A 21,000-nucleotide genomic window follows, 5' to 3' on the forward strand; every position below is an offset into this window, starting at 1 on the left:
TGCGGCGGAGGGGGTTACTGGACCCCTTCCATTGCGGCCTGTTCGGCGATCGTCCTGTAAAGGCGCTCGTTCCAGTAGGGCACCCAGCAGACCAGCGCGCGGCCCGTACCATGGAAGGCGCGCAATCGCCTCTGACCGGAGATCAGGCTGCGGGGCCATCTCGCCGGTGCGCGGGATGAAAACTTCAGCCCGCCCGTCCGGCCCAGGACGAGCCGCCCCTGAACCCGGAAGTCGCTGTCATCGACATCGATGGTCTCCACCGGGCCGGGGGCGTTGATGGCGACCTTGCCTGTGCCTGAAACGGTTGTCTTCCATGACAGAAACCCATCGCCCGCCCAGAAGCTGGACCAGGCGGGTTCTCGCGTCATGCCAAGCTGCACCGATCCTTCGGAGGCCCAGTACGCCCCCGGTTCCAGTATCCACCGCTCACCCGGTGTCACATCCAGAAGATGGTAGCCGCCGAGCGTCGGCTGAAGAAGAACGGAGCCGGTTCCCGTGTAAAAGGGCCGGATACGGGCATCCGAGGTGAAGAAGGATCGGAAGATGTCGCGCGGTCCGGGCAGACGGGGCGTCATGACCACGTTGCCCTGCATGGTGGACATTGCGCCATGGCGGGCGCGCACCGTTTCCTCTGCGATGTCGATGCGGATCTGGCGCATCCCTTCGACCTCACGGACACTGAATTCCGCCATGACCGTCCCCCTTCAGTAACGCGGCTCGTCCCATGACATCGAACGCTCCCATACCATGATGAGGGATTCCGGCCGCAGCCCGGCTGCCCCCCGCAGCGGTGCGTCCAGCGTGGACATCACGAACAGAATGACGGCAAGAAAGACCGAGGTGACGGCGCCCAGAAAGAACTGCCGTAGCGGCCGCATACGCAGCAGGCAGATCAGCAGAACGCTGATGACCGCGCCGCCGAACACGGCGTACCACATCGCCTGCGGGATCCGTACGAAGACGGCAGCGATGCGCTGCTGCCGGGCGGCGACGAAATCGCGGAACGCGGAGAGCACCTCGGCATGCACGATCTCCTGCCCCGGTGTCTGCGGCTCGAATTCCGCCAGACGCTGGCGCATGGCATTGGAGCGGTTGTTGCCTCCGTCGAGGAAGTCGCCGCGCTGATGTGCGGCCCAGTCCTTGTGGATGGTGAACAACACATAATCGCGCAGCATATCCTTCATGTCGGATCGCAGCGGCTCGGGATACACGTTCACATCGGCATAGAGCGCGGAGATGGAGTTCGCCTCATCCAGCATGGCAGTGCGGACGCGGTCATTGTTCTGATAGGCCGATACGGTGAGAAGGCCGAGCAGCAAGCCGTAGAACAGGCTGAAACCCGAGGTCGCGTAATTGATGGATTCGTTCAGATCCGGGCCGGAGCCGATCAGGACACGCATAACCGGCTTGAATACCAGCATCCCCAGCAACATGCCGATGATCGCCAAGGCGAGGAAGCCGATCGCCAGTTGCTGCTGGGGAATATCGTAGACAAAATCAAACATGAGCACATGACCGTAGATGTCACCGCGAAGCTATAGCGCGAACGGAGAAGCGCGAAGGGTAAAAATGCAAATTGTCGCATGTGGAACGCTCGATTATTCTTCCCTTGCAGATGCTGGTACAGGGCGCTCACTATGATCTCGTTCGTTCGGCTCCTTTTTGCCCTGTCGGCCTTGATTGCCTCCCCGGCAATGGCAGCGGACCAGGCTTCCCCGGATCTGCGATTCTTCTCGATCGGAACAGGGGAGGTGACAGGGAACTACTATGCCGCGGCCAAGGCGATCTGCGGTGCCGTCAACCGTCACTCCGACGGCACGATCCGATGCAGCGCGGAGGCGACCCAAGGGACGATCTACAATCTCGCCGCGCTGAAGTCCGGTGATCTGGACTTTGCAATCGTGCAGTCGGACTGGTTGAGATATGCCTATCAGGGCGCGGGTCTTTTCGAGGCAGAAGGTCCAATGACCGAGCTTCGGACGGTCATGGCGCTCTATCCCGAAACGCTCACCCTCCTTGCCGCGCGCGGCCGTGGGATCGACAGTCTGCTGGGACTGCGGGGCCATCGGATCGATATCGGCGCGCCGGCCTCCGGTCGACATGCGACGGCTCTCAGCGTGCTCGATGCAGTCGGGTTGAGCAGCAACGACTTTCCCATGGTGCTCGAACTCCCGATCGCGAGCGCCTATGAAGAACTCTGCGCCGGGCGGATCGATGCCTCCATTCTCGTGATGGGTCATCCCAATGCGGGTCTGGCCAGCGCCATTTCACGCTGCAACCTTGAAATCGTGGGGATTTCCGCGCCGACGCGCGAGAGCATTCTCTCCCGGCATCCGGATTTCCGCGCCATTTCCATCCCCGCCTCGGACTATGGCACGGTGGCAGATATCGCGTCCCTCGCCGTCACCGCGACGGTCATCACCTCGGCCGCGCAGCCTGATGATCTGGTGAAGACGCTGGTCGAACAGACCCTTGCGGCCTTGCCGGCCCTGCGGATAGAGGCACCGGTTTTCGGCGCGGTCGAAGCATCGCGGATGGGGGAGGGGGCAGAGATCGCGCCGCTTCATCCGGGTGCTGCGGCAGCCTACAAAGCGCTGTCTCCCTGACCATCACGATAATCTGCGACCGCTAACGCCGCTCTACAGCATCGAAATATGCAGTATGGCGGAAATGAGAGATATATGGTCGTAAATCGTACTCCGCCCGACGCGGCTTCCGCCATTTTGGAGGGAGGTTTTGTAGAGGCGTGAAAAGCTGTGAAAGGCGCGGCAGACCGGAAATTCGGCCTTTGTGCGGGTAGGGTTCTCCGTCCGCTTCCCTCCTTGGCGGTAAGATGAGCGGAGCGGCCCCGCGATCGGCGGACATGCGGATCGGCTTGATCGGCGCGACCGGCTGGATCGGCGCGGCGCTGGGGACGCGGCTTTTGACATCGGGGATCGTCACGCCCTCCGGGCTGGTCGCGATGAACCGCAGCGGCAACCCCGGCCCATACAAGCCATACGCAATCGGCTGGGCCGGCGATCCTGCGGAACTGGTGGCGCGGGTGGATGTGGTCATCGTCGCGGTTCGCCCCGAGACATGGCCGGGGCTCCGGCTGCAAGCCCCAGGCAAGCTGCTCATTTCCCTGATGGCTGGCGTGGGAAGCGGTGATCTTGCCCGTAGCGGGGGGCGCGTCGTGCGCGCAATGCCGAATGCCGCGGCCGAAACCGGCAAATCCTACTCGCCCTTCTGGGCAGGTGCCGATGTGACAAAGGAGGATCGTAATACGGTTCACCGTATTCTGGGCGCGATCGGCACCTTTGATGAGCTGCCGAAGGAGCGACAAATCGACATGATGACCGCCGTTTCCGGCTCTGGCGCGGCCTATCCCTCCCTGATGATGGTTGCGATGGTTGACGTGATGAAGCGACACGGGATCCCGGACGGCATCGCATGGCACGCCGCGAAAGCTGCCGTCTGCGATGGTGCTGCCCTGCTGGCCGGGCACCCGCAGCGGGCGCAGAGTTTCCTCACTGCCTATCAGGACTACGCAGGCACTACCGCGACCGGATTGGACGCGGCGGAAAGAGGAGGGTTTTCCACCGCGCTGCGAACAGCGCTTGAAGCCGCTGCGGAAAGGGCACGGACTATGGCCGGTGCAGGCGCCGTCTAACGTATCTCAAGGTGCCCGACGTGCAAAAGCGGCAGCTCGCGGGCAGATCACAAAAGCCGCAACAGGGAATGGAAATGAAAAAGCTAGCGTGTCTCATCGCGGTTGCCCTTCCGGCGGCAGCGTTTTCGACGGCTGCCAGCGCAGCTTGCGGCAGCTTCACCATCGCGAGCATGAACTGGCAGAGCGCCGAGGTGCTGGCGAGCCTCGACCAGTTCATTCTGAATAAGGGCTATGGCTGCAGTGCAGAGATCACTACCAGCGACACGGTGCCGGCCATCACCTCTCTGGTAGAGAAGGGCAAGCCCGAGGTGGTGCCGGAATCCTGGGTCGATCTCATGCCCGAGGTGGTCGCGGGCGGCCTGAAGGATGGCAAGATCGTCGAACTGTCCCGCTCGCTTTCCGACGGTGGGCAGCAGGGCTGGTTTATCCCGCGCTACATGCTCGACGAGCATCCCAACCTCAACAAGATCGAGGAAATCCTTGCCCATCCCGAACTCTTCCCGGCACCGGAGGATAAGTCGAAAGGTGCCGTTTACAACGGCCCGCAGGGCTGGGGTGGAACGGTGGTGACGACACAGCTCGCCAAGGCGTTCGGGATAGAGAACAAGGGGTTCACCCTTGTCGATACGGGCTCCGCCGCCGGGCTCGACGGCTCCATGGCCAAGGCCTATGAACAGAAGGCGCCATGGCTCGGCTTCTACTGGTCGCCCACGTCCATGCTGGGCAAGTACGATATGGTCGCCGTGGATTTCGGCATCGCGAATGACCCTGCGGAATGGAAGCGCTGCACCTCTTCGGCCGATTGCGCCGATCCAAAGCCCAATGCCTTCCCTCGTGACAATGTCTTTACGCTCGTGTCGAAAAAATTCGCGGACGAGACCGATCCCGCGGTCATCGACTATCTGAAGAAGCGCAACTGGACCAACGATACCGTGAACCAGCTCATGGCCTGGATGACGGACAATCAGGCGACGGGAGAGGACGGCGCACGGCAGTTCCTGAAGGAACATCCCGATATGTGGAGTGCGTGGGTCAGCCCCGAAGCGGCCGAGCGCATCAAGGCGGCACTCTGATCCGCTGGCGGAGCCGCCCCTGCGGCTTCGCCGCCTCCCGCATGTCATAGCCCATCCGATCAGGAGGTCGCCATGGCCTGGTTCGACAGGTTCCCGCAGCTCGATGACTCGACCCTCCGTGATCTCAAGAAGGTCATCGATGAGGGTTTTCGCACCTTCACACGCTCCTACGGCGATGCGATTGAAGGCTTTTTCGAGCCGCTCCGGCAGTTTCTGGTATGGTCGGAGGCGCTGTTGACGAGCACGCCCTGGCCCATCATCCTTGCGGCCATTGCCGTTCTTGCATGGTTCGCCAGCCGCAGCCTGCGCATCGTGATCGCCAGCGTGGCGACGCTCGTTCTGATCGGGGCGTTCGGGATGTGGGACGATACGATGAAGACGATCTCCATGATCCTGACATCGACGCTTCTTGCCGTCGTCATCGGCTTGCCGATCGGCATTCTCATGTCGCGCTCCGACCGGGTTCAGTCTTTCGTTAACCCCGTGCTCGACGTGATGCAGACCATGCCATCCTTCGTGTATCTGATCCCGGTTGTCATGCTGCTGGGCATCGGCAAGGTGCCGGGCCTCATCGCGGTGGTGATCTATGCCATTCCGCCCATGATCCGGCTGACGAACCTTGGTATCCGCGAGGTGGATGGCGAGGTGCTGGAGGCGGCGGATGCCTTCGGTTCTTCCCGCTGGCAACGGCTGGTGAAGGCGGAGCTTCCACTCGCGCTGCCGACGATCATGGCGGGCATCAACCAGACGATCATGATGGCGCTGGCGATGGTCGTCATCGCGTCGATGATCGGCGTGCAGGGCCTGGGCCAGCCGGTGCTGAAGGCGATTTCCAACCAGTATTTCACGCTGGGACTGTTCAACGGGCTGGCCATCGTCGGTATCGCCATCGTCTTTGACCGGATAAGTCAGGCTTGGGGCTTCCGGCTTCAGAAGCATCGCGGCGGTCGTCGTGTCTGATCCCATCAGCATCGAAATCCGCCATCTCTTCAAGATCTTCGGCCCTCGCCCTGCCGACTACATAGAAGCGGTTCAACGCGGCCTGTCGAAGCAGGAGCTCAACGAGCGGTATCGCCATGTCCTCGGGCTGCGCGATATCAACATTTCCATCGCCCCGGGCGGCATACAGGTGGTGATGGGCCTGTCCGGCTCGGGGAAATCCACGCTGATCCGCCATATCAACCGGCTTATCGAGCCGACTGCCGGAGAGATACTCGTGGAGGGGGAGGATGTGGTGAGGATGTCTCCCACTGCTCTCCGCGACTTCCGGCGCCACCGGACGGCGATGGTATTCCAGAAGTTCGGCCTGCTTCCGCATCGAACCGTGCTCGACAATGTGGGTTATGGGCTGGAGGTGCAGGGCAGGGACGCCGCCGAACGGAACCGCATCTCTGCCCGCTGGATCGACAGGGTGGGTCTCGCCGGGTTCGAACGGAAATATCCCGCCCAGTTGTCGGGCGGGATGCAGCAACGGGTGGGTCTGGCCCGTGCGCTGGCCAATGATGCGCCGATCCTGCTGATGGACGAGGCCTATTCCGCGCTGGACCCGCTGATCCGCTACGACATGCAGACGGTGCTGCTCGATCTTCAGAAGGAGGTCCGCAAGACCATCGTGTTCATTACGCATGACCTCGACGAAGCCCTGCGCCTCGGGGATCGCATTGCGCTGCTCAGGGACGGTGCGGTCATCCAGCAGGGGACGGGGCAGGAAATCGTGCTGCACCCTGCCGACGACTACGTCGCGAATTTCGTGCAGCATGTGGACCGTGGCAAGGTGGTGCGGGTCGCCTCCGTCATGGAAGCGGCAGGGCCTGACACTGCGGGCCCCACCGTGAAGATGGAAACCACCCTGACCGATGCCCTTCGCGAGATGATGGGGCACGGCGTCCAGTGCCTCGCGGTGTGCGACGGAACAGGCAGGACGGTAGGGCGGCTGTCTTTGCAACGTGCCATCGCTGTTTCGGCGGGGGTCTGACGGCGGAGACCCCCTGATTCACCCGGTGAGCGTTTCCATTTCCGGTGCGACGATGAAGCGCCAGTTCCGCCGCGGCCCTGCCATGACGTTGAGATAGTAGAGTTCGAAACCGAAGGGCGCACCACAGGGATGATGGCCGCGTGGCACAAGCACCACATCGCCATCCCGAACTGTCATGGTTTCGTTCAGGGCCCCGTCATCTGTATAGACGCGCTGCACCGCCCAGCCCTCCGCCGGGCGAAGGCGATGGTAGTAGGTTTCCTCCAGATAGGTGATCCGCGGGAAGTCGTCTTCGTCATGCCGGTGGGAGGGGTAGGACGACCAGTGGCCCGCGGGGGTAAAGACCTCCGTCACCAGCAGGCTGTCGCAGAAATCCTGCGCTTCCATGGCGATATTGTTGATGTAGCGGGTGTTGGTTCCCTCGCCGCGCGGGGTAAGCTCGATCCCGTCGGGTCCGATGCGCCGCGGCGGATGGCCACCCTTGCCCGGTGCCGTGCAGAGCGCGATCGTGCATCCCGTCACCGCCTCCGCCGCCCAGTCCGATCCGTTCGGGAGGTAGAGCGAATGCGGCGGTGTGCGATCGAAAACGTCCATCCGGTCGCCAAGCACCCCCCAGTCCTGCCCCGCGGCCCGGAACGCGGCCTTGCCCTCCACCATGACGAAGATCGCCTCCCGGTCTCCCGTCGCACCGGAAATACGGTCGCCGGGGCGCAGGCGGTGGAGGGTGAAGCCCACGTAACGCCATCCGGCGTTTTCGGGTGTGATGCAATGGACCTCGCCATGATGACCGAAGGGACGGCGGAGAAGGGCGCTCATGGCCGCGTCTCTGCAGCGACGGCGCGGTCCAGCCCCGCCTCCCGCGCGGCGGCGCGCAGAGAGTCGAGACCGAGGGTTTGGTAGATGAGCGGATCGTAGCGGTCGGGATCCTGCTCCGCTTCGATGACCAGCCAGCCCTGATAGCCTGCCGTCGCGAGTATCCGCAGCAGCGGCAGGAAGTCGATCGCTCCCTCCGGGTCGCCCGGCACGGTGAAGGCCCCCGCCAGAACGCCCTGAAGGAAGGAGAGGTTCTCCATCCGCACGCGCTCCGTCACCCCGCGGCGGATATTTTTGGCATGGACATGCGCCACGCGCGCGACATGGCGCGCCAGCACCGTCTCCGGGTCACCGCCTCCAAAGGCGCAATGGCCCGCGTCGAACAACAGATGTGTCGCAGGCCCTGTCGCGGCCATGAAGGCGTCGATATCCTCGGGGCTTTCGACAACCGTGCCCATGTGGTGATGATAGGCGAGCGTCACGCCCTCATCCGCCAGATAGCGGGCGAACTCCTCCACCCGCGCGCCGAAGGCCGTCATCTCCGCCGCTGTCAGTCGGGGCCGATCGTTCACGGGCGCCAGAGGATCGCCATGCACGGTGTTGGAGCATTCGCACACGATGCAGACCTTGCAGCCGTTGACCTTGAGCTTCGCAAGATGGGGCTGAACGGCGCGGATTTCCTCATCCACACCGCGGGTGAGCAGGGCCATGGAATACCAGCCCGAGATGAAGCGGAGGCCATAGCGCGCCAGCAATGCCTTCAGCGCCTCGGGGTCTTCGGGCCAGCGATGGCCGTTCTCGATTCCGTCGAAGCCGATGACTTCGCCCGCTTCGTGCAGAATGCGGTCCGTCGGAATGTCAGCGCCGATGGAGCGGTCGTCGTCATTGGCCCAGGCGATAGGGTTGGTGCCGTAAAGGATCATCTTTGCCATCCGTCAGTTGACCAGGTTCTGCCGCGCCAGCGCCTCGAGATAGCGGGCGCGGGCCTGCTGGAGTTTCTCGCCGTCGCCGGTCTCCGGGACGGCAACGTCCCACCAATGTCCCGCCTCGCCGAAACCGGGGCCATGGCTGGGGTCGGTCTCGATCACGATGACGGTGGGCAGATTGCGGAGACGCGCGGCAGCGACCTGCGCCTCCAGATCGACGATGTCCGCGGCTTTGACCGCATGGGCGCCCATGCTGCGGGCATGGGCAACGAAGTCGATCTCCGGCTGTGCTTCGACCGCGCAATCGGCATAAAGGTTGTTGAAGGCTTCGCCCCCCGTGCCCTGCTGGAGACGGTTGATGCATCCATATCCGCGATTGTCCGTCAGGATGACCGTGAAGGGGATGCGCCGCATCACGGCGGTGGCGAGTTCGGAGTTGGCCATCATGTAACTGCCATCGCCGACAAAGCAGAGCACCTCCCGCTCCGGCTGCGCGAGCTTCAGGCCCATGGCGCCGGCGATCTCGTAGCCCATGCAGGAATAGCCGTATTCCATGTGATACCCGCCCTGAGAGGCCTGCCACAGCAGTTTCAGCGCTCCGGGCATGGTGCCCGCGGCAGACATGGCGATGCTGGCCTCTGTCGCGGCACGCTGCACGGCGCCGATGACCTGCGCATCGGTGGGCAGCAGGTTGGTGTTCCGGGGGCGCGCGCAATGCGTCTCCACCGCCGACAGCCAGCGGCTTCGCGCCGCCGCATCGGCATTCGTGGCGCGATAGGTCCCGAGCAGACCTCCCAGCCGGTCGAGCGCGACACGCGCATCGGCCAGCAGCCCGACGGCGCCATGCTTGTCGGCGTCATACCCTTGGGTGTTGATGCTGACGAGCCGTCGCCCCGGACGCGCGAAGAGCGACCATGAGCCCGTCGTGAAATCCTGAAAGCGGGTGCCGATGCCGATGACCAGATCCGCCTTGCCCGCCATGGCATTGGCTGCCGCCGATCCATCCACCCCGGCCGCGCCGTAATTCAACGGATGCGCTTGCGGGAGCGCGGATTTCCCGGCCTGCGTCTCCACCACCGGGATGGCGTGGCGGGCGGCGAAATCGGCCAGCGCCCCCTCCGCGCCCGAATAGATCACGCCGCCCCCGCAGACGATGACCGGAGCGGCTGCCTCCCGGATCAGGCGCGCGACCTCTGCAAGATCGGCGGCATCCGGTTCGGGGCGGCGGATACGCCAGATGCGCGGCGCAAAGAACGCCTCGGGCCAGTCATGCGCCTCCGTCTGCACGTCCTGACAGAAGGCCAGCGTGACCGGGCCGCATGTTGCGGGATCGGTCATCACTCGCATCGCACGGGGCAGGGCCGTCAGCAGGTGCTCCGGCCGGGTAATACGGTCGAAGTAGCGGCTAACGGGGCGGAAACAGTCGTTGGCGCTGACCGTTCCATCCTCGAAGTCCTCGATCTGCTGCAGGACCGGGTCCGGCCGGCGGTTGGCAAAGACGTCTCCGGGAATGAGGAGAAGCGGCAACCGGTTCACATGCGCCACGGCGGCGGCGGTCACCATGTTGGTGGCCCCCGGCCCGATGGAGCTTGTCACGGCCTGTGTGCGCCGGCGGGCATTCCCCTTGGCATAGGCGATGGCAGCATGGGCCATGGTCTGTTCGTTCTGCCCTCGCCATGTCGGCAGCTCGGCGCCCACCCCGTGCAGCGCCTCGCCCAGACCGGCCACGTTGCCATGACCGAAAATCGCCCATACGCCTTCGATGAACCGCTCGCCCGCTTCGTTTTGCTGTTGCGAGAGCCAGCGCACCATGGCCTGTGCGGCCGTCAATCTGAGCGTCATGCCGCCTCCTTCCGCGCGCTTGCGCGCGCCTGGTCCCAAAGATCGCAGAGACGGCGGTAGCGCGCCGCCATCTCCGCCACTGCCGCGGCATCGTCCATGCGCCCGGCGAACCATTGCCGCGCCGCTTCCGCAAAGATCGTTCGCCCGACCGCGAAGCCCCGCACCAGCGGAAAGGCCGCCGCGACACGGAAGCTTTCTCCCAGCACCGCCTCGGGCGCGTCCAGCCCCAGCACGACGATGCCGCGGGTGTGGCGGTCATGCGATTCAATGGCGGCGATGGCCGCTTCCCATGCGGCCGGCGTTGTCATCGGCTCCAGCTTCCACCAGTCCGGGCGCACGCCGATTTCGTAGAACTGCCGGATGAGCACGGCGGTGGTGGTGTCATCTACGGGGCCGACACGCGAAGGAATGATCTCCAGCAGAAATTCCAGCCCGTTACGGCGCGCCGCTGTGAACAGGCGGAGCACCGTCTCCTCCTGCGCGGTCCTCATGTCGGGCGGGTCGGCGGGGTGGCAGAAGCAGAGCACCTTCACCACATTCTCCCTTGCCCACTCCTGCAAGCCGCCGCAATCGGGCCCCAGTTCCGGCTCCAGCGCGAGGGGGCGGGAGCCCGGCCATTCCGCAGGGCGGCCTATCCACAGTCCGCTGCCCGAGGCCGCGTGGAGCGCGCGCCGCCCGATCCGGCTGTCGCAGAGAATGCCGTAGCCCGTCCGCCCGCCCTGCACCTCGCGCGCGGCCCGGAGGCAGAGGTCCTTGAAGGCCGCGCCCTTCGCGGGGCTGTATCCCGCCATCTCCTCCAGTTGCGCGCGATGGTCGAAGGCGAAGATGCGGCAGTCCTCCCAGCCCGCGGTTCGGGTCGTTGACCAGTGTATCTGCTCAAGCTCCCGATCATTGCGCAGATCGGGGCGACGGAGGCCGCGCGACAGGAAGAAGCGCAACTCCTCAAGGCTCGGATAGGCAGGCGTGCAGCCATGACGACTGACGGCAAAGGCCCCGCAGGCATTGGCGTATTCGAGCGCACGCGGCCAGCTGTCACCGTCCAGCCAGCCCTTCAGGAGGCCGGAGAAAAACCCGTCGCCCGCGCCCAGCACATTGAAGACCTCAATGGGAAAGCCCGGCCCGCTCTCCCCCGCATCGAGACTGTCGGGGATCGCTCCGGCAAAGGCGACGGCCCCCGCAGCGCCCCGCTTGCAGACCAGCACGGCGCCCGAGACTTTCCGCACCGCACGGAGCGCGTCGAGCGTATCGGTGCTGCCGCCAGCGATATGGAACTCCTCCTCCGTGCCGACGATCAGATCGAAGAGCGGCAGCGTTTTCTGAAGGCGGGCGGTCACCGCGGCGCTTTCCACGAACCGGCTCTCGCCCTCCCCATGCCCCGCCACGCCCCAGAGGTTCGGGCGATAGTCGATGTCGAGCGCCGTCCGTGCCCCGTGCCGCCGCGCGAGGTCGAGCGCTTTCAGAACGGCGGCTTCCGTCCGGGGATGGCTGAGATGTGTGCCCGTCGCGAGAACCGAGCGGGCCTCCGCGATGAGGTCTTCGTCGATATCGTCGGGCGAGAGCGCCATGTCGGCACAGTTCTCCCGGTAGAAGATCAGGGGAAAGCTATCCTCATCGCGGATGCCCAGCAGAACGAGCGCGGTGAGCCGCTCCCGGTCGGTGAGAACACCGCGCGTATCGACCCCCTCGCGCGTCAACTGCTCGCGGATGAACCGGCCCATGTGCTCATCTCCGACTTTCGTGATCACAGCCGACCGGAGGCCCAGCCGCGCGGCACCGCAGGCGATGTTGGTGGGGCTGCCGCCGATATATTTCGCGAAGGAGGCCATGTCCTCCAGACGGCCCCCGATCTGTTGGCCATAGAGATCGACCGAGGATCGGCCAATCGTGATCACATCAAGCGTCTTCATGCGCTGTCTCCTCGATGCGGACGGGGCGGCCCTCGGAGGCGGCCATGGCATGGATCACGCGCTCGATCACGAGCCCCTGCGCGAAATCAGGCCCGCGGGAAGGTGCGCCGACGATTGCCGCAATGATATCCCGGCATTCCACCACCTTCTGTTCGTTGAAGCCGAAGTTGTGGCCGGGCGCGGGGCAGAAGGCGGCAAAGTCGGGCTGCTCCGGGCCGGTGAGGTGACGTGTGAACCCGGCCTCTCCCCTGCGGTGGAGCCACAGTTCGTTCATGTTCTCCTGATCGAATATCATGGTGCCGTCGCTTCCCTGCACTTCCCACTGCAGGCGGCACTTGCGCCCCCGCGCCACCCGGGAGGTCGCGAAGGAGCCAAGCGCGCCCGAGGCGAAACGGACGAGGGCAAGGGCGCTGTCCTCGTTCTCCACCGCGCGCGGTCCATCGGGAGAGGGCCGTTCGGGAACCGTGATCTGGGTCAGCGCCGTGACCTCGGCAACCGGCCCCATGAGCGTGACCATCTGGCTCACGAGATGGCATCCCAGATCGCCGAGTGCCCCCAACCCTCCCTCCGCCTTCGTCATGCGCCACGTCCAGGGAAGCGCGGGATCGGCGGAATAATCCTCGTCATAGACACCGCGGAAAGCATGCGGGCGGCCTATCGCCCCTTCGGCCACCATTTTCGCCGCTGCCTGAAACGCCGGGCTGCGCAGATAGTTGTAGCCGAGCAGCGTGACCTGAGCAGGATGGCGGGCAGCGAGCGCCGCCATCGCCTCCGCATCCGGGAGCGTCAGAGCCATCGGCTTTTCAAGCCAGACATGCTTGCCCGCCCGCAGCGCGGCTTCCGCCATCCGGCGATGAAGTGCGTTGGGGGTGGTGATGGACACGACATCCACCAAGGGATCCTGCACCACCGCCTGCCAGTCATCGCTGCTCCGGGCGAAACCGAAACGGGACGCCAGAGCGGCAGCCCTGTCTCCGGGAGTATCGCAGAGCATCTCCAGCCGGGGGGGAGGGCCGCCAAAGACGGTGGCCACATTGCGCCACGCCATTGCGTGACATTTGCCCATGAAGCCCGTGCCGATCAGCGCCACGCCCAGCCCGGCCATCAGATCGTTCCTCCGAGGCTGCCTTCCAGTTGCGCCATCTCCTGCCCGCCGGCCATCATGTCCTGCAGGGCGGAGGCGTCGATCTCTCCCTTGCGCGCGGTGCCAAGCGTCTGGCCACGGTTCAGTACCGTGAACCGGTCTCCCACCGCCAGGGCGTGACGGACGTTGTGGCTGATGAAGACCACGCCCACGCCCTGCGCCCTGACCCGTGCGATGGTCGCCAGGACGTTCGAGGTCTGCCGGACGCCAAGGGCGCTCGTCGGCTCATCGAGGATCAGCACCTTGGCCCCGAAATAGACCGCCCGCGCGATGGCGACGGTCTGCCGCTCCCCCCCTGACAACGTGCCGACGGCCTGATCCGGCGCACGCAGGTTGATGCCCATGCGCTGCATCTCCTCCATGGTAACGGCATTCGCCCTTTCGATGTCGAAGCGCTTGAAGGGGCCGCGTCCGCGCGTCGGCTCCCGTCCCATGAAGAAGTTGCGGGTGACGCTCATCAGCGGGATCATGGCAAGATCCTGAAACACCGTGGCGATCCCGGCCTCCATCGCGTCGCGCGGGCTTTGAAAGCTCATCGGCCTGCCTTCAAAGGCGATGGTGCCGGAGGTGGGTTTGTGCACCCCCGACATGGTCTTGATGAAGGTCGATTTTCCCGCGCCGTTGTCACCCAGCAGACAGTGACATTCTCCCGGCTGCACATCGAAGGTCACGCCATTCAGTGCGATGACATTACCGAAATGCTTTCGGATGTTTTCCATCTGGATGATGGGTTCGGACATCACCGCTCTCCCGTCACGCGCTTGCGTATCACGTTGTTGAAGATCACCGCGAGCAGGAGCATTCCGCCAAGGAACACCTGGAACCAGTCCTGATCGAAGCTGGTATAGGTCAGGCCGATGGTGACCATGCCGAAGATGATCGCGCCGAAGAAGGCCCCGATGGCGGAGCCGTAACCCCCGGTGAGCAGACAGCCGCCGATCACGGCCGCGATGATGGCCTCGAACTCCTTCATGAAGCCCCGGCGCGCATCCGTGGAGCCGGAGTCGATCACGGTGATGATCGCGACAAGGGCGGCGGCACAGGCCGTCAGCATGAACAGCGCGATCTTGACCCGCCGCACCGGCACCCCGGAGTTCTCGGCGGCATTCCTGTCGCCGCCCGTCGCGAAGATCCAGTTGCCCCAAGGGGTGCGCAGCAGCACGAAGGTGGCGATCAGCGCAAAACCCACAAACCACAGGATTTCCACCGGCACGCCCGGCACGCTCGGCGTGCCGGAGCGGAGCGTGGCGATCCAGCCTTGCCCGGCCATCCAGCGGAACAACCCGCCGAAAGCATCGCCGGAGAAAAGCGGGGCCAGCCAATCGCCCTCCACCGCTTCCCGCACGCCGCGAAGCTGCGTGGAGCCATTGGTGAACAGCTTCAGCCCCACCAGCGACGCGCCGCGCAGAATGAACAGGAAGGCGAGCGTCACGATGAAACTGGGCAGCCCGGTGCGGAGCACGATCACCCCGTTGAGCGCGCCGATCCCCGCGGCGAAAGCCATGGTGAGCGGAATTGCGAGGATCAGCGGCAGGCCCATGTTGACGACAAGGACACCGAAGATCAGCCCTGCAAAGGCGATCATGGACCCGATGGACAGGTCGAACTCTCCGCCGATCATCAACATCGCGGCCGCGATGCCCAGGATGCCAAGTTGCGCCGCCGGGGTCATGAAGTTCATGACGCCCTGTGGCGTGAACATCGCAGGGCTGGCGGTGACGAGAAAGAAGACGGTGACGAGCACGAGACCGCCGATTGCGCCGAGCTCGGGCCGTTTCATCAACCGCGTGACGAGGCTTTCCGACCGGATCCGCTCATCCGCGGAAAGGGTCGTCGTATCCGATGCCATGGGTATTTCCCCCTGTTCGGTTCGGGTTCAGCCGGGCGCACTGCGCCCGGCGGCTGTGGCCCGGTCAGCGGATGCCCTTGGCGGAGAGGTCGATGGCTTGTGAAGCGGCGGCCTTTTCCACGAGGTTCGGCCCGGAGGCCACGTCGCCCGCCGGCATCAGCCCGTATTTGGCGTTGAGCGCGAGGAAGCTCACCGGCAGATAGCCCTGAAGGTATTGCTGCTGGTCAATGGCGAAGGCTGCCTTGCCGTCCGCCACGTCCTGCAGGAAACCCGCAGAAAGGTCGAAGCTTGCCACCCTGACCTTGTCGGTCTCTCCAAGCGCCTCGACCGCGGCGACGGCCGGCTCGCCCACAAGTGCCGCCCCAAGCGTCAGGACGCTGTCGATCTCCGGGTCTGCCTCCAGCGCCGCGCGGACCTTGGACTGAACCTCCGCGGGGTCCATCTGGGTGGGGATCACGGCGACTGCATGGCCGAAGCCTTCGGCAAATCCGGCGCAGCGTTGGTCGAGGGAGACGTTGCCGACCTCATGGTTGACGCAGATCCCCTTCTTGCCGCCCATTTCCGCCAGCCGCGCACCCGCTGCCTTGCCCGCGTCGAATTCCGACTGCCCGACGTGGAGCCTGACGCCGAGACCGTGGGCGACGTCCCCACCGGAGTTCATCGAGATCACCGGGATCCCCGCCTCCACCGCGCGCCGGATGGACGGCCCAAGCGCATCGCCATCCGGGATGGACACGACAAGCCCGTCCGGGTTCTGATTGACCGCCGCGTCGATGAGCTGCGCCATGCGCACCATGTCGAAGGTCTCGGGTGAACGGAAATCTACAGTGACCCCCGCTTCCTTCCCGGCCGCGGCAGCGCCGTTCTTGACCACGGACCAGAACGGGTCCGCCGCCTGCCCATGCGCGACGATGACGATGTTCTGCGCCGCGACGGGCGCGGCGAGCGCCACTGCAATCGCCGCCACCGTGAGTTTCAGTCTGTTCATCTTTTCCTCCCCTGCTTCGATTGTGGTCTGACCGGGCCTCCCGTCCCGGCAGGATCATCAGGCAGGCAGGCTGTCCCGCTCCTGCGTGATCTCTTGAATTGTCCGAAGTCGCGCGGCGGAGGCGGTAATCATCGCCTCCAGCCGGTCGCGGAAGCCGTTCCCCTTGTCGGCGCGGAACGGGTCCGGCCCGGGGGCGGCAGGCTCCAGAATGATCGGGCCGCGATAGCCGATGGCGTCGAGCGCCGCGACATGGGCTGCGAAATCCGTATGGCCTTCGCCTATACCCTGCCGGTTGGAATCAGCCGCGTGATACAGGCCGATTGCGCCGCCGGCAGCGCGAAGCGCCGCCGGTGGATCGGCTTCCTCGATATTCATGTGATAGGCGTCGGGCAGCAGCCACAGGTTGGGGGCTGCCACCCGCTCGATGAGAGTCAGGCCCTGCGCCACGGTATTCACCTGATGGCTCTCATAGCGATTGAGCAACTCGAAGACGACGGGAAGACCCGCTGTCGCAGCAAGCGCGGTGATGTGCTGAACGCTTTCCACAAGAAATCCCCACTCCGCCGCTTCATCCGCCAGCGGGCGGATGCGCCCGACCTGCCCGTGGACGGAGAGCCGCACCCCGGGATGATCCAGCCGCACCACCCACTCTATCAGCCGCGCGTAGTAGGTGACTGCCGCCTGCCGCCGTATCGGGTCCGGGTGGCTGATATCGGCATCGCCCGGAGTGACGGAAAAGATTTGCAGACCCGCTTCGGCCAGCAACCGCCCTGACCGGGCAGGGTCCAGTCCGCCTATGTCACCGTGCAGTTCGACCCCGTTCAATTTCGCCCGACAGGCCCGCATGGCAATGCGCGACAGGTCTTCGCCCGCGAAAATCCAGGTGCAGCAGCCGATCGGGCGCATGTCAGGCATCCGCCATTTCGGGCGAAAAGCTGACGGCTCTGCCCGTCGCGGCGGATCGGGCTGCCAGTTCCGCGCAGGCGAGGGCGGTCACGCCATCCTGCAAGCTGACGGGCATCGGCCTGCCCTCCTGCAGCGCCTCCACGAACGCCGCCCATTCCCGCTCATAGGCCCGCATGTAGCGTTCGAGAAAGAAATGGACCGGCTTGGCCGATAGCGCGCCTGCCGCAGTGATTTTCTCCACCGTGTTTTCGAGCACGTTCTGGGCCGACAGAAGCCCTTCGGATCCCAGAAGCTCTATCCGCTGATCATACCCATAGCCCGCGCGGCGAGAATTGCGGATGACGGCGATCCGCCCATCCGCCCAAGTCATCGTGACAACCGCCGTATCCACATCGCCCGCGGCGCCGATCTCCGGGTCCACCAGCGCGCTGCCGGTGGCAAAGATCGTCTTCGGAGGGCCGTCGAACAACCAGCAGGCCATGTCGAAATCGTGGATCATCATGTCGCGGAACAATCCGCCTGACACCTTTACGTAGGCGACGGGCGGGGGCGCCGGATCGAAGGAGGTTATGGACAGCAATTCCCCTCTCCCTATCTCCCCCCCGTCATAGGCTGCCTTTAGAGCGGCAAAATTCGGGTCGAAGCGGCGATTGAAGCCGATCATCACAGGCCTGCCGGTATCGCTCGCCTTCTTCAGTGCCCGCTCTGCCCGCTCCAGCGAAAGATCGACCGGCTTTTCGCACAGCACGGCTTTCCCGGCGGCTGTCGCCCGTTCGATCAGCTCGGAATGTGTGTCGGTGGAAGTGGCGATCAGCACCGCGTCAATGGCGGGATCCGCGAGAATCTCCTCAATCTGCCGGACATCTGCACCCACCTCGGCCGCCACGTCAGCCGCGGCTTCGGCATTTGCATCGGCTACCGCAACGACGCGGCTGGCCTGTGTGGCGGACATGGATCTGGCATGGACGCGGCCGATGCGCCCCGCCCCGATCAGGGCAACCCTGAGCATTCTTTTCCCCCCCGAATCGCGTCTGCGATCTCATGTTAGCGCTAGAATGACGACCACTGCACGCGCGTGCAACATAAACTGCACGCGCGTGCAAATATCTTTCCTCCCCGGGTGCCGCGGGGTAGAAAGGGCAGATGGACAAGCTCCCCGATCCCGAAGTCAGCGTTACCGCCGATGACGTGGCCGCCGCTGCGGGTGTGTCCCGCTGGACCGTGGCCCGCGCTTTCAAAAAGGATGCTTCGATCTCCCCCAAAAGCCGGGATCGCGTGCTTACCGCCGCCCGGCGGCTGGGATACGCGCCTGATCTGCTGGCGGCATCGCTGGCATCCGACCGTTCCAATCTGGTCGCGCTCATCACCAATGACTTCAACAACCCCCACAAGCTCGTGCTGCTGGAACGATTGACGCGGATCCTGTCCAGTCACGGCTGGGCGACGCTGCTTATCCACATGTCGGACAGCGATGACGCATCGGCTGCGTTGCTGGCGGCGAGCCAACGGCGCGTAGATGCTGCGGTTCTGATCGGGACGCGGTTCGATGACAGCGTGCTGGACACCGCGCTTGGGGCAAGGCGGGTCAAGAAACTCGTCGTCTTCGCCCGCTACAGCCAGAACCCGAACACACTGACAATCGCTTGCGACGATATCCTCGCCATGGGACGGATCGCGGATCATCTGGTTGAGGGTGGCTACCGGCGGCCCGCGTTTCTGGCCGGGCCGGACACGCAATCGGCCAAGCTCCACCGCAAGAGCGCCTTCATCGACCATTGGCGGAGCCGGACAGGGGGCGATGTGGCGACCGTTCACGCCGAGGCGTATGACTTCGGTGCGGCAATCGAGGCGGTCAGTCTGCTGTTCACCGGAGCGATGGACAACCGGCCGGACGTGCTTGTCTGCGAAAACGACATCCTCGCCATCGGCGCCATGGATGCGCTGCGCTATCGACTGGGGCTGAAAGTCCCGGAGGATGTTGCGGTCACGGGGTTCGACGACATTCCGCTGTCCCTGTCACCCGCCTACCGCCTCACAACCTATCGGCAGCCGATCACCCAGATGGCGGAGGCGCTGTTCGAGGTGCTGGAGGGCAAGCGGGAAGGGGATGTCCTGCTGCCCGGCCAGTTCATTCCCCGTGACACCGCTTGACCCTTCAGGCGACCTTCGGGCCCGCTCTCCGGGCGGGAAGCGCGAAATATTCCGAGGCGGGCGCGGCCATCCCCAATTCTGTCGCCGCCGATTGCAACAGCGGCGCCAGTTCCGCCATGCGGGTATCCGTCATCCGTACTGATGGCCCCGCGATTGACAGGCAGCCGAGTACTCGGTCCGTATCGGCATACCGCACCGTCACGGCCATCGCGGCCATGCCAAGAATATATGTGCTGACGGCCACGGAATAGCCGCGCGCGCGGGTTTCCTTGAGGATCGCCAGCAGCTCCGGGATGCCGATGGGTTTCGCCGGACCATCGTCCCGGCCAAAGCCCTGCGCGCTGACGTGCTCCAGCGCCTCCTCGTCCCGCATCGCCGCGAGCCACGCCCGCCCGCCTGCAGAGGAGGCGAGGTGGACCACAACGCCCTGTTCCTGCCCAGGATCGTAGCGCAGCCCCGTGGTTGCCCCTTGCGCAACGGCAACCCAGGTGAGCGCGCTGTTATCGATGACCGAGAGGCGGATGAGTTCGCCTGATTCCGCGGCCAGCCGGTCCAGGATCGGCTGAACCACGTCATTGATCCCGGCGCGCCGCATGAAGCCAAGGCCGAGTGCCGCCAGCTTGATCGACAGCGTGTAATCGCCCCCGTCCGCGATCTGACGCACATAGCCCAACCGGATCAACTCATGGAGAGTGCGGTGGACACCGCTGACGGGTTGACCGGTCATCCCCGCGATATGGGAGACCGACAACCCCGCAGGATGCTCGGCCAGCCCCTCGATGATGGCCAGTGACTTCTCGACGACGCTGCTCACGGTTTCACCTCGCTTCCGCTGATGTCAAAAAGACGTTCAACAGCGGAAAGGTCAACCGACGAACTCAGAAACCCTGCGTCGCGGCTCACGCCGCTTGTGCGAACGGTCCCTGACGGGCGATCTTCCAGCCGAGGGGAGAGAGCCTGTCCACCGCCTCCATGACCGCCCGGTCTGCATCGACGTTCAGGATTTCCACGACGGAGAGGCCCTTGAATCCGGCCGCCTGCAACGCGCTTGCGGCAGCGGCGAAGTTGACGCTGCCGGTGCCGATCGCATCGTGGCGCCACTGCTGCTGACCGGTATCCGACATGTGAAGGAGGTCGAGATAGGGCACGACCAGCGGCAGCGCTTCGCTTAGGTCCTCATGGATGAAATGGGCATTCGCAAGGTCATAGCAGATGCGGAGCGCCGGGCTGTCAAACCGCTCCACGCAGGCCATCATGCTCCGCGCATCCGGCAGGACGCCCATGGGAACGTTTTCGAGAAAGACCTTCACGCCCGCGCGCTCCGCATGGGAGATGGTCTTTTCCAGCGCCCCGAAGAACCACCCCTCAAGCTGTTCTCGCGGTGGAGCATTCAGCGCGTTGTATCGGCCCGAGACCGAGACGAACCCCTGCGCCCCGAGTTCGTAGCAGGCGTTCAGCATCTTCCGGTTGAAGCCTACCGTCATCTCGCGGATCTCCTCCCGCGGGGAGGCGAGGTTGTGGTCGAGGCTCTGCGCGGTCAGCGCATGGATCGTCAGCCCCTCGCCCTCCAAAAGCTTGCGGATACGGGCATAGTCGCGCGGCGTCATGTTTTCGATATCCAGATGCGCCGGGCTGACCATCACGTCGAACTGGCGAAAACCCAGCTTCGACAGGCGGATCAGACTTTCTTCCAGCGGGATCGTCCAGGTGTCGCTGATCGTGTTCACGCCAAGCGGTAAATCGGTCATGGTTCTGCTCCTCTCAGATGTGGTCA

20 protein-coding genes are annotated in these 21,000 nt (G+C 64.6%); 6 read left to right on the forward strand and 14 right to left on the reverse strand.

The window, feature by feature from the left end; all coding sequences use genetic code 11:
- Window positions 1-14: 14 nt before the first annotated feature.
- Together CDV49_RS05615 and CDV49_RS05620 are read right to left on the reverse strand one after the other, a co-directional pair.
- Entirely contained in the window at window positions 15-692 is a 678-nt protein-coding gene (locus CDV49_RS05615) for an AIM24 family protein (protein ID WP_088214587.1), read from the reverse strand.
- Window positions 693-704: 12 nt separating this feature from the next.
- Window positions 705-1,505 carry a bestrophin-like domain gene (locus tag CDV49_RS05620; protein WP_088214588.1) on the reverse strand — a complete coding sequence of 267 codons (801 nt, stop codon included), beginning with the start codon at window positions 1,503-1,505 and terminating at the stop codon, window positions 705-707.
- Between the two features lie 132 nt (window positions 1,506-1,637).
- Between CDV49_RS05620 and CDV49_RS05625 the strand changes: the two genes are divergently transcribed.
- The 5 genes from CDV49_RS05625 (at window position 1,638) to CDV49_RS05645 (ending at window position 6,700) form a co-directional block, all read left to right on the forward strand.
- Window positions 1,638-2,606: a TAXI family TRAP transporter solute-binding subunit gene (locus CDV49_RS05625; RefSeq protein ID WP_179209131.1), complete on the forward strand. Its 969-nt coding sequence runs from the start codon at window positions 1,638-1,640 to the stop codon at window positions 2,604-2,606.
- 227 nt (window positions 2,607-2,833) lie between these two features.
- The gene (locus tag CDV49_RS05630) at window positions 2,834-3,652 is read left to right on the forward strand and encodes a pyrroline-5-carboxylate reductase family protein (protein WP_256947255.1); all 819 of its coding nucleotides are present in this window, start codon (window positions 2,834-2,836) and stop codon (window positions 3,650-3,652) included.
- Between the two features lie 74 nt (window positions 3,653-3,726).
- A complete protein-coding gene (locus CDV49_RS05635) occupies window positions 3,727-4,725 on the forward strand; it encodes an ABC transporter substrate-binding protein (RefSeq protein ID WP_088214716.1) in 999 nt (332 codons plus the stop codon).
- A gap of 72 nt (window positions 4,726-4,797) precedes the next feature.
- A complete protein-coding gene (locus tag CDV49_RS05640) occupies window positions 4,798-5,685 on the forward strand; it encodes an ABC transporter permease (RefSeq protein WP_088214591.1) in 888 nt (295 codons plus the stop codon).
- Window positions 5,678-6,700, forward strand: coding sequence for a quaternary amine ABC transporter ATP-binding protein (locus tag CDV49_RS05645; protein WP_088214592.1), 1,023 nt, complete (start codon window positions 5,678-5,680; stop codon window positions 6,698-6,700). The genes CDV49_RS05640 and CDV49_RS05645 overlap by 8 nt, the downstream gene beginning before the upstream one ends.
- Window positions 6,701-6,718: 18 nt before the next feature.
- Here CDV49_RS05645 and iolB read toward each other — a convergent pair whose 3' ends face one another.
- The 10 genes from iolB to iolG all read right to left on the reverse strand — a co-directional run bounded on the left by iolB (window position 6,719) and on the right by iolG (window position 18,084).
- Window positions 6,719-7,516: a 5-deoxy-glucuronate isomerase gene (iolB, locus tag CDV49_RS05650; protein ID WP_088214593.1), complete on the reverse strand. Its 798-nt coding sequence runs from the start codon at window positions 7,514-7,516 to the stop codon at window positions 6,719-6,721.
- Window positions 7,513-8,436, reverse strand: coding sequence for a myo-inosose-2 dehydratase (gene iolE / locus CDV49_RS05655; RefSeq protein ID WP_088214717.1), 924 nt, complete (start codon window positions 8,434-8,436; stop codon window positions 7,513-7,515). Before iolE ends, iolB begins: the two co-directional genes overlap by 4 nt.
- 12 nt (window positions 8,437-8,448) lie before the next feature.
- Window positions 8,449-10,281 carry a 3D-(3,5/4)-trihydroxycyclohexane-1,2-dione acylhydrolase (decyclizing) gene (gene iolD / locus CDV49_RS05660; protein WP_088214594.1) on the reverse strand — a complete coding sequence of 611 codons (1,833 nt, stop codon included), beginning with the start codon at window positions 10,279-10,281 and terminating at the stop codon, window positions 8,449-8,451.
- Window positions 10,278-12,188: a bifunctional 5-dehydro-2-deoxygluconokinase/5-dehydro-2-deoxyphosphogluconate aldolase gene (locus CDV49_RS05665; protein WP_088214595.1), complete on the reverse strand. Its 1,911-nt coding sequence runs from the start codon at window positions 12,186-12,188 to the stop codon at window positions 10,278-10,280. The genes iolD and CDV49_RS05665 overlap by 4 nt, the downstream gene beginning before the upstream one ends.
- Window positions 12,175-13,293: a Gfo/Idh/MocA family protein gene (locus tag CDV49_RS05670; RefSeq protein ID WP_088214596.1), complete on the reverse strand. Its 1,119-nt coding sequence runs from the start codon at window positions 13,291-13,293 to the stop codon at window positions 12,175-12,177. Before CDV49_RS05670 ends, CDV49_RS05665 begins: the two co-directional genes overlap by 14 nt.
- Window positions 13,293-14,072, reverse strand: coding sequence for an ATP-binding cassette domain-containing protein (locus tag CDV49_RS05675; RefSeq protein ID WP_088214597.1), 780 nt, complete (start codon window positions 14,070-14,072; stop codon window positions 13,293-13,295). Before CDV49_RS05675 ends, CDV49_RS05670 begins: the two co-directional genes overlap by 1 nt.
- Entirely contained in the window at window positions 14,072-15,181 is a 1,110-nt protein-coding gene (locus CDV49_RS05680; RefSeq protein WP_088214598.1) for an ABC transporter permease, read from the reverse strand. Before CDV49_RS05680 ends, CDV49_RS05675 begins: the two co-directional genes overlap by 1 nt.
- A 64-nt stretch (window positions 15,182-15,245) precedes the next feature.
- Window positions 15,246-16,169: a sugar ABC transporter substrate-binding protein gene (locus CDV49_RS05685; protein ID WP_088214599.1), complete on the reverse strand. Its 924-nt coding sequence runs from the start codon at window positions 16,167-16,169 to the stop codon at window positions 15,246-15,248.
- A 57-nt stretch (window positions 16,170-16,226) separates the two neighbouring features.
- Window positions 16,227-17,075: a sugar phosphate isomerase/epimerase family protein gene (locus CDV49_RS05690; RefSeq protein WP_088214600.1), complete on the reverse strand. Its 849-nt coding sequence runs from the start codon at window positions 17,073-17,075 to the stop codon at window positions 16,227-16,229.
- A gap of 1 nt (window position 17,076) precedes the next feature.
- Window positions 17,077-18,084, reverse strand: a complete 1,008-nt coding sequence (gene iolG / locus CDV49_RS05695) for an inositol 2-dehydrogenase (protein WP_088214601.1) — start codon at window positions 18,082-18,084, stop codon at window positions 17,077-17,079.
- A gap of 134 nt (window positions 18,085-18,218) precedes the next feature.
- Here iolG and CDV49_RS05700 point away from each other — a divergent pair, with 134 nt between their 5' ends.
- Complete coding sequence (locus tag CDV49_RS05700; RefSeq protein ID WP_088214602.1) at window positions 18,219-19,226, forward strand: LacI family DNA-binding transcriptional regulator; 1,008 nt, start codon at window positions 18,219-18,221, stop codon at window positions 19,224-19,226.
- 4 nt (window positions 19,227-19,230) lie between these two features.
- Here CDV49_RS05700 and CDV49_RS05705 read toward each other — a convergent pair whose 3' ends face one another.
- Both CDV49_RS05705 and CDV49_RS05710 read right to left on the reverse strand, forming a co-directional pair.
- Window positions 19,231-20,040 carry an IclR family transcriptional regulator gene (locus CDV49_RS05705; protein ID WP_088214603.1) on the reverse strand — a complete coding sequence of 270 codons (810 nt, stop codon included), beginning with the start codon at window positions 20,038-20,040 and terminating at the stop codon, window positions 19,231-19,233.
- Window positions 20,041-20,125: 85 nt separating this feature from the next.
- The gene (locus CDV49_RS05710; protein ID WP_088214604.1) at window positions 20,126-20,974 is read right to left on the reverse strand and encodes a sugar phosphate isomerase/epimerase family protein; all 849 of its coding nucleotides are present in this window, start codon (window positions 20,972-20,974) and stop codon (window positions 20,126-20,128) included.
- Window positions 20,975-21,000: the final 26 nt, after the last annotated feature.

This window comes from Haematobacter genomosp. 1 (assembly GCF_002196855.1).
Lineage (GTDB): Bacteria > Pseudomonadota > Alphaproteobacteria > Rhodobacterales > Rhodobacteraceae > Haematobacter.